This window comes from Legionella sp. W10-070 (genome assembly GCF_900640175.1).
Lineage (GTDB): Bacteria > Pseudomonadota > Gammaproteobacteria > Legionellales > Legionellaceae > Tatlockia.
In genome coordinates this window covers 1-8450 of record NZ_CAAAJC010000044.1, presented here as the reverse complement: position 1 = coordinate 8450, position 8450 = coordinate 1, and the positions used below count along the sequence as shown (strand labels likewise).

The following is an 8450-nucleotide window of genomic DNA, read 5'->3' as shown; positions in this document are numbered from 1 at the left end:
TTATTATTCATTTTGGCAGTTCTTTTAGTGATTTTTCGACGGCAAATCGTATTTCACTATAGAAACTGCCTTTTTTTCAACTAATTAGAAATTTCGTTCACGGAGCCTAGTTTTTTGGAGAAAGGTTTTCCTTATCCTAAACACAGAAACAAGATTTCAGATCAAGAAATTAAAAACGCCATTCCTCAGCAAGGTGAAACTCGAATATTTCGTACTCAAGAAGAAGCGGCGCAATATGCTAAACTTACTCAAGAATATAGAGTAGGGCCTGATGACAGTTATATAGCGTCTTTTTTTAAAGTACAAGCGTCTGTTTTTAAAGTACGACTTAAAGGAACTATTGAAGGTGATATTACTAAAATGGAAATAAAAAGCAGTTCGCGGTTAGCCAGCAGCAAAACAACTCAAGTGGAATACGTAACTGTAAATGCTTCTCAGCTTAATTTTATTTCAGGCAGCGTACCCGGTTATGAAAACAAGGTTTACATGGAGTCCGATAAATCCGCTGAAGCGGAGCAATCTGCTGAAGCGGCGCATAAAAAAGACATGTAATTATGCGATAACTTGAGTTGAATTTAGGGGCCTTTCGGTCCCTTTTATCGACTCACTTTTTACTGGAGTGGTCAAGTAATGCCGGACATTTTTTGGGTAATCTGATCTAAAAAGTAAACTACTTTAAACCCATACAAACTCTTCTACTTCTATTATTTTTTCAGCGGCATGCTTTTCATTTAGATATCACCACTTAAACAGATTATCTGGCCATTTCCTGTAAACGTCTGATGCGCTCAGCTGTTAATGGATGAGTGGCAAACAATTCGCCTAACTTTTCACCACTTAATGGGTTAACAATAAATAAATGGGCGGTCGTTGGATGCTCTTCTGCTTGTTGAAACTGACTGTGTTGATTGGCCATTTCAAGTTTTGCTAAAGCACTGGCTAACCATAGTGGATTACCGCATAACTCTGCGCCCCTGGCATCTGCTTCATATTCCCGTGAGCGGGAAACGGCCATTTGTATTAACCCTGCAGCTAATGGAGCCAGGATCATCATTAACAGGCCAACTACAGGATTGGGGCGGTCATCGCCTCCATGGCTAAACATCGATGTCCACATGAATAGATTAGCGATACCGCTAATGGCGCCTGCAATAGTTGCTGCAACTACACTGATTAAAGTATCACGATGGATGACATGCGATATTTCATGGGCAAGTACGCCGGTTAACTCTTCTGAAGTCATGCGGTTGAGTAATCCGCTGGTAACTGCAATGCTGGCATGTTCGGGGTTTCTGCCGGTTGCAAAGGCATTTGGGGTGGGGTTATCGATCAGATAGACCTTTGGCATGGGGATTTGGGCTTTATTTGCGAGTTGTGACACAATTCGATAAACAGGATGGCTGGTATCCAGAGGCTGCGCGTTATACATTTTTAAAACCAGGGTGTCTGAATACCAGTAAGCGCCAAAGTTCATGACAACAGCGAAACCAAGGGCAATCAGAAGGCCGGTGTGCCCCCCTAAAACACTTCCGATAATGAGTAACAATGCGGTTAAAGCAGCTAGAAAAATAAATGTTTTGATATTATTCATTGCCAATCCTGTTTACCTGTACCATCAGTAGAAAAAATTTACCCTTTGATAAAAAATAGGGTCATTTGCAGCGGATTTCAAGTCATTTCCTAAATGCTGTGATCACTTCGGCTAGCGGTTGTCCTGTCGCAGCCGATGGGGGCTTGATAGAAAGAATCGCTGCAAGTGTCGGTGCGATATCAGTACTATCGACTGATTTGATGATTCCCTGGGCTTTAAAGGCTGGATTTACGAATAATAAAGGAACGTAGCTATCATATTGCCAGGGAGTGCCATGGGCTACTCGCTGCTCGTTTTTATCAGCAAGGGCTTGAAACGGTGGAGGCACCAGGTAAATATCGCCAGCACGGCCAGGAAACGCCATCTTATCTACTTTTGCACTTAACCAGTCATGCTCAGTACCCCCCAGGGGCAGGGTATAGGCTTGAAAAATACCAGGCTGCTGACGCAACGTATCGGCTAAAAAAGCGCTCACCTTTTGCAGGGATAATTGATGCTCATCAATCACCTGATGGTCAAGATAAATATAAGGCAAGGCGATGGCTTGCAGTGTATCCGCAGGCAACTTGAATTGTTCAGCTAATGCTTTTTCAATTATTTTCTCCATTGCCTGACGTTTTAGGGAACCGTTGTCGGGGATGTGATGTGCTGCAAGATAAACAGGTGAATCACTAACGCCATGATCAGCGGTTAGTATAATAAGCGTATTGTCCAACCCAACTTGTTGATCAATCGCCTTTAAGAACTTGGCCAGTGTCTTATCAAGCTTTAGTAAATTGTCTTCTGATTCTAGACTATTAGGGCCAAATTGGTGGCCAATGGCATCTACTGCAGAGAAGCTTACCGCCAGATAATCAGTTTTTTGCCTGGAAGTACCCAATTGTTCACTTTTTAGAAGGTCAATAGCAAAATCAGCAGTCAGTTCATCGGCAAAGGGGGTCATTGATAAAAATTTATAATACGTTGCCGAGTCAGGAGTGCCCAGCTTATGAGGGAAGGTTGGGCCAAAGTCTTGAAAACGGTTTTTAAAGGCAGGCGCCCTGGCATAATGATAATTGCCTGTTGATGCACTTAAGGTCCAGGTTTTATTTTCTGCTTTATAGTGGCTGTTCCAATCAGTCACCCATTGGGGATAAGCTGAATAGTAATGGCGGCTTGTAATAAACCCCCCGTTTTTCTTGTCAAACCAAAATGCTTTACCCGCATGCCCGGCTAAAGTAATTGCAGCGCGGTCTTTAAAAGAAACAGCAAAGGCTAGTCCGGTTTGCGCTAATACAAGTTCGTCGCTTAGCGTGGAGGCGATCAAATTACGCGGCGATCGTCCGGCAAGCGGTTTTTTTGATCGCGGGGTCAGCAGAATAGGACTCTTCTTATCCTCCACACAGTAAATGGGTTGATGAGTTTGTCGGTTATACCAGTTGTTATCGATTATTCCATGCAAGGCCGGGTAGCTGCCGGTGGCAATTGTGGCATGGCCTGCACAAGTGACTGTATTGGCATGAGAATGATGTGCATTACGATAATTAATTCCATGAGCAAGTAAGTAATTAAAGCCATCGGCAGCAAAGTTTTGTTGATATTGATAAAGTAAGTCGCCTCTCAGCTGATCAACGACCAGTTGCAAAATTAACCTTGGCTTTGGAGAGTCAGCAAAAAGCAATGGGGAACAAAGAAGGGATAATAATATTAAGCGTTTTTTCATAATAATTTGCAAAACGAATTTTTGACATCCTAAAGCAGTTTTGATTGTTGGTAAACACTTGCTTAACTTACCTGGATTAGGTTCTGTGCTGTGTAAAGAAAATCCATGACGGCGGTTTTTAATTGGTTTACACTGGTTTGCGGTGAATGAATACACCGTAGCCTATTAATGAAGTTAAGGAGAGAACGATGCGTTTTGAATTAACAGATTATGACTTACTTAAAAAAGAATTTAATAGTGCGATTGAGAGGTATAAAGGTTATAAGCGAGTAAGAACAGTGGAGGAGTTACCAGACCATCGGCGTCCCCATATTGAGTTTTTGAAAATAATGATTCAGCAATTAGATAAGACAACTTCTGCTAACTGTGAAGAAGAAGCCAGGAAAGAGAATAAATTAAAGGCAGTGAGGTTTAGCGGTATTGCATACATCGTAGTACAAGTTTTGCCGAAAGGGAGTGATCTGCGTGAGCAGTTGATCTATGCGATAGGGGTACGTAAGGAAAGCAAGAAAACAGGAATTAAAGAGAATAAAATCGATATAGAAAGCGAACGCCAGATGGCTGCTGAGGCGATGAAATTTTATGAGGAATTGGTTTTTGATCCCGGGCATAAAATGAAGGAAGGACATCCATTTGCTCAGATGAAAGAAGAGGATTTAAAAAACTTTGAAAAAAAAGGCAACGAGATAGCTGCGGTTAACCCTCAGCAACCTTCATCAATAGCAGGCAGCATTGGACGTATGCTATGGGGTTCTCTTCCTAAAGGGGCAGAGCAATCTGGCAGTGAACCTTCACCTACACCTTCTAAAAGTTAAATGCAAACCCTGGGGTGCCAGGTTCTGTGAAAAATTTTGTTCATAGAGCCTGCAATTAACTTTCAACCGGATAACCTAACAGGCTCCATTCAGCAATGCCACCATCTACAGAATATACTTCTTTATAACCGAGTGCCATTAAGCAGCTTGCGGCATCAAGCGATCTGACACCCCCCCTGCAATGAAGGTAGACAGGTTTATCCAGGTCAGGAACTGCTGCTTTAATGCGATAAGCGAGTTCGTCTTTAGGAATATGAGATGCGCCAGGGATGCGTAAAGTCTGCCATTCGTGTGCTTCCCTTACGTCAATCAAGCATAAGTCAGGGTCATCTTCGCGACGCGTCTTTAATTCCTGAACATCAATTGTTGCTATTTCATGCTCTGTCATAGGATTTCTCTCTCATGGTTGGTCGTGTAAGGGTAGAGTGATGAATAAACCAGTAAATGGTAGCTGTAATTACTCCGCCGATCAGGGTCGCAAAGGCCCAGGTGGCGGCAGATACCAGGGCTGGGCGTTGACCCAACTGATATAAATTACCGGCATCGCGGGCGACTGCGCCAGCAAATAAAACATGTAAGAGTGCGTTAATGAGCATTAAGAGATATTGGAGAGTCTGGATTTGGGTGTCATACTGCTGAAGCAACTCTGTTATATTCATCTTGCCCCCTGCATTTGTCTGGATTGCCGCCATGATAGCAGATAAATCCCGGCAATATAAAATTAATAAGCAGACATTATATGATAAGCTTTTTGACAAGAGTTCCAAATAGGTCTGGTTAACTGGATGCCAACAGAATAAAATTAATAGTCTATAACTAAGCTAGGTTCTGTGCCCTTATCTACTATCTTGGCCAAAAAGCCTTGATTTTCTGCGCTCCGATGCTCACATACTTCTATGTATGCTCCGCTTCGGTGCTCGCCAATCAAGGCTTTTTGACTCAAGCTCGCGATAAGTGCACAGAACCTAGGGCAATCAGATCGGATTAATACTTACTTATTGGCTTCTGATGCTACATCTTTGATTCGAACCAAACCTGAGTTACCATCCTAAATTTTACGGGAGAGAGCATGCAACATGATATCCCAGTGCCTCATTTGATGACGGCAAATTGTGGCCCTTTAGATCATGTCGAAGAAGTGATTTTGAGTCAGATAACGACGATCGAATACTGGTTTAGAAAAAAATGGCAGGAAACACCACCCCCCATCACCTCTTCCGTTGATTTGCGCCATGCGGGTTTTAAATTGGCTCCGGTCGATACCAATTTATTTCCTGCTGGATTTAATAATCTTAACCAGGATTTTTTACCATTATGTATTCAAGCGGCTCAATCGGCTTTAGTCGATTGCATGCCTAATTGTATTAAAATTTTACTTATCCCTGAAAGTCATACCCGTAATCGATTTTATCTTCAAAGCCTAAGTGTGCTGAGGGATATATTTGTGAAAGCTGGTTTTGAAGTACGTATTGGCAGCCTGGATCCAGAAATAACCACGCCACAGGAAGTAAGGACAGAGCAGGGCGAGACGTTGGTTATTGAACCCTTGCAGCGGCAAGCCAATCGGATTGGTTTAATAGATTTTGATCCCTGCCTGGTGCTGCTGAATAATGATTTATCTGCTGGTATACCCGATATTCTTCGAGGTTTGGAACAGCCAATCAGACCGACTGCCGAACTGGGGTGGTCTACGCGGTTTAAGTCGGCTCATTTTCATTATTTCAATGAAGTTGCCTCCGAGTTTGCTCAATTGGTTAATATTGATCCCTGGCTGATTAATCCCTGTTTTTCTGCGGTAGAAGGGGTGGATTTCATGGCGCAGGCAGGGCTTGATACCCTTGCTGACCAAGCCCAGTGGCTACTTTCTCAGATAGCAGATAAATATGCGACTTATGGGATTAGGGAAAAACCGTTTGTAGTGATTAAAGCGGATAATGGCACTTATGGCATGAGTGTGATGATGGTACATGATGGGGAGGAATTACGCCAACTCAATCGCAAACAACGTACCCGTATGGCTGCAAGCAAGGGGGGGCGGAAAGTGAATCGCGTCATGATTCAGGAAGGGGTTTATACGTTTGAAACCATGCCCAATGGTGCTGTAGCAGAGCCGGTCGTTTATATGATTGGCCAATTTGTTGTTGGTGGCTTCTATCGGGTTCATCAGGGACGAGGTGTTAACGAGAATTTGAATGCACCGGGCATGCATTTTGAGCCTTTAGCCTTTGCACAGGCTTGTAATATGCCATCCAATGACATCGCAGTTGCCGATTGTCCGAATCGTTTTTATGCTTACGGGGTAATCGCGCGGCTTGCTGCTTTGGCTGCAGCAAGAGAAATTGCAGCCATCTGAATACCATGGGGAATGCTATGAAACTTGCCGTATTAATGGATCCTTTACACCAGTTAAAGCCTTACAAGGATACCACAATTGCGATGCTTAAGGCTGGACAAGCCTTAGGCTGGACTTGTATGTATTTCACCCAGGCTGACTTGTATTGTCATTCAGGCCGTGCTTACGCCCGTATGTCAACGATTATCATTAATGACGTCAGGAGCGAGCATTGGGCTGAGGTTAAGCCCGCAGGTGAGTTACCCTTGGATGAATTTGATATTATCCTGATGCGCAAGGATCCTCCTTTTGACATGGAGTATATCTATGCGACCTATGCACTGGAACTGGCAGAGAAAGAAGGGGTTCTGGTTGCTAACAGGCCTCAGAGTTTACGTGATGCAAATGAGAAATTTTTTACTTTAAATTTTCCACAGTGTTGTCCTCCAACCCTTGTCAGCCGCGATATTGGCCGGTTACGTGCTTTTTGGGAGCATCATCAGAATGTTGTTTTCAAACCGCTTGAAGGAATGGGAGGACGTGCTGTTTTCCACGTGGATGAAAAAGCGTCTAATTTATCAGTCATCCTGGAGGTTTTAACCCAGGGGGGGACTGTAAATATAATGGCGCAGCATTATATTCCCGAGATTAAGAGTACGGGAGATAAACGGATATTATTGATAGATGGTGAACCAGTCCCTTATGCTTTGGCTCGAATTCCTGCCAAAGGAGAGCTGCGCGGTAACCTTGCAGCAGGTGCAAGGGGAGAGGTGGTGCCGATCACGGAGAGAGATCGCTGGCTCTGTAAGCAAATTTCACCGACGCTTAAAGCAAGAGGCCTTTATTTTGTTGGTATTGACGTTATTGGCGATTTTCTCACTGAAATTAATGTAACCAGCCCTACTTGCCTTCAGGAAATAGCTAAGGAGACTGGATTGGATATAGCAAGTGAGTACTTGCACTGTTTAGTAAAGTACCTGCCCTGATTTCTGAATAAAAAGATTGCTTACAGTTGGTTTCAGTCTGGCAGCTGATTTTAAAGCGCTTGAAAAATAAGAATGCCTTGTTTAAAATGCGTACTCCTAGATCAAATTGTGATTTACCATGCTATTTTTTACAAGAATACACCTTCCCCGCTTCTCCCTTACCGATTATGAAAAAGCAATCCAGGCAAAACTGTTAAACGAAGACACGTTACAATGGGAGACGGCCAGATATGACGCTCTATTGGCTTTAAAAAAGCATGCTGCGAAGATGGCTGCCAGCCTCCATCAATTAAGGGGAATTTCAAATTCTGAAGCGATTCGTTTGCTGAATGATAATATTGTAGGAGCAATGAATGCTGCGATCAATGATAATCGCTTCAATCCTGCATTGTATATGGATTCAATAAATAATCCTTTTTCTCTGCTAAAAAGCCAGCTTGAAGAAGAGAAGATGAATAAAGTATTTTCCGGGTTGTGTATTATCACAAATTCTATAGCAGCTGCTACAGGGGCCTTGGGTGTGGTGTTATTTGGTGCTGCTGTGGCTAGCGGGCCATTAGGGCTTGCTCTTTTAGGATTAGGTATGGCAATCCTGTCTGCTCTTGTATTAACGGTTGCAGTCTATAGCATCTATGTTGATGGGCGAAATTTATTCGATAGCCAATTAAAAGAAATCGAAGAAGGAATCCAATTTTTAAATACCTATCCTAATCTGCAACCCTCCTTGTCCAAATCTAGCAATATTGCCCAATACCCCAGCATAGGTGTAAGAGAGGATCCTGATACTGGTGAAACTACGCTTACATACAACACACAACAACGAAGCTGGTTATAATAAAAGAGCTTATCAAAAACACCTGATTTGAAGGTCGAAGTTTACTAGAGTCAGTTGACATTTCAACTTAAACTGCCCACTTCCCGCGCTTTATGCTTCCAATTGGCCCTAAGTTTTTATTGACAAAACATTTTTGAACATTTCTGCAGCAATTCCTAGAGCTTGAAATCCCAACCACATTGATTTGAT

The 8450-nt window shown here is 42.9% G+C and carries 9 protein-coding genes; 5 read left to right on the top strand and 4 right to left on the bottom strand.

All coding sequences use genetic code 11. The annotated features are described in order from the left end of the window. Nucleotides 1-114 precede the first annotated feature (114 nt). The gene (locus tag E1O65_RS12195) at nt 115-552 is read left to right on the top strand and encodes a hypothetical protein (RefSeq protein WP_133133869.1); all 438 of its coding nucleotides are present in this window, start codon (nt 115-117) and stop codon (nt 550-552) included. 202 nt (nt 553-754) lie between these two features. Here E1O65_RS12195 and htpX read toward each other — a convergent pair whose 3' ends face one another. Further along, nucleotides 755-1591 (bottom strand): zinc metalloprotease HtpX, encoded by an 837-nt coding sequence (gene htpX / locus E1O65_RS12190; RefSeq protein WP_133133868.1) that lies wholly within the window; start codon nt 1589-1591, stop codon nt 755-757. Nucleotides 1592-1673: 82 nt separating this feature from the next. Then, nucleotides 1674-3293, bottom strand: coding sequence for an alkaline phosphatase family protein (locus tag E1O65_RS12185; protein WP_133133867.1), 1620 nt, complete (start codon nt 3291-3293; stop codon nt 1674-1676). A gap of 188 nt (nt 3294-3481) precedes the next feature. Between E1O65_RS12185 and E1O65_RS12180 the strand changes: the two genes are divergently transcribed. Continuing rightward, nucleotides 3482-4108, top strand: coding sequence for a hypothetical protein (locus tag E1O65_RS12180; RefSeq protein WP_133133866.1), 627 nt, complete (start codon nt 3482-3484; stop codon nt 4106-4108). Nucleotides 4109-4163: 55 nt separating this feature from the next. Here the strand turns inward: E1O65_RS12180 and E1O65_RS12175 are convergent, their stop codons facing one another. Together E1O65_RS12175 and E1O65_RS12170 are read right to left on the bottom strand one after the other, a co-directional pair. Beyond that, nucleotides 4164-4496 carry a rhodanese-like domain-containing protein gene (locus E1O65_RS12175; protein ID WP_133133865.1) on the bottom strand — a complete coding sequence of 111 codons (333 nt, stop codon included), beginning with the start codon at nt 4494-4496 and terminating at the stop codon, nt 4164-4166. Next, a complete protein-coding gene (locus E1O65_RS12170; RefSeq protein WP_133133864.1) occupies nt 4483-4767 on the bottom strand; it encodes a hypothetical protein in 285 nt (94 codons plus the stop codon). Before E1O65_RS12170 ends, E1O65_RS12175 begins: the two co-directional genes overlap by 14 nt. Nucleotides 4768-5177: 410 nt before the next feature. On the opposite strand from E1O65_RS12170, the gene gshA reads away from it, so the two are divergent. From gshA to E1O65_RS12155, 3 genes are all read left to right on the top strand, one after another. Continuing rightward, on the top strand, nt 5178-6461 hold the full coding sequence (gshA, locus tag E1O65_RS12165) for a glutamate--cysteine ligase (protein ID WP_133133863.1): 1284 nt from the start codon (nt 5178-5180) through the stop codon (nt 6459-6461). Between the two features lie 17 nt (nt 6462-6478). Continuing rightward, nucleotides 6479-7426, top strand: a complete 948-nt coding sequence (gshB, locus tag E1O65_RS12160; RefSeq protein WP_133133862.1) for a glutathione synthase — start codon at nt 6479-6481, stop codon at nt 7424-7426. 118 nt (nt 7427-7544) lie between these two features. Further along, nucleotides 7545-8261 (top strand): hypothetical protein, encoded by a 717-nt coding sequence (locus tag E1O65_RS12155; RefSeq protein WP_133133861.1) that lies wholly within the window; start codon nt 7545-7547, stop codon nt 8259-8261. The last annotated feature ends 189 nt before the right edge of the window (nt 8262-8450 follow it).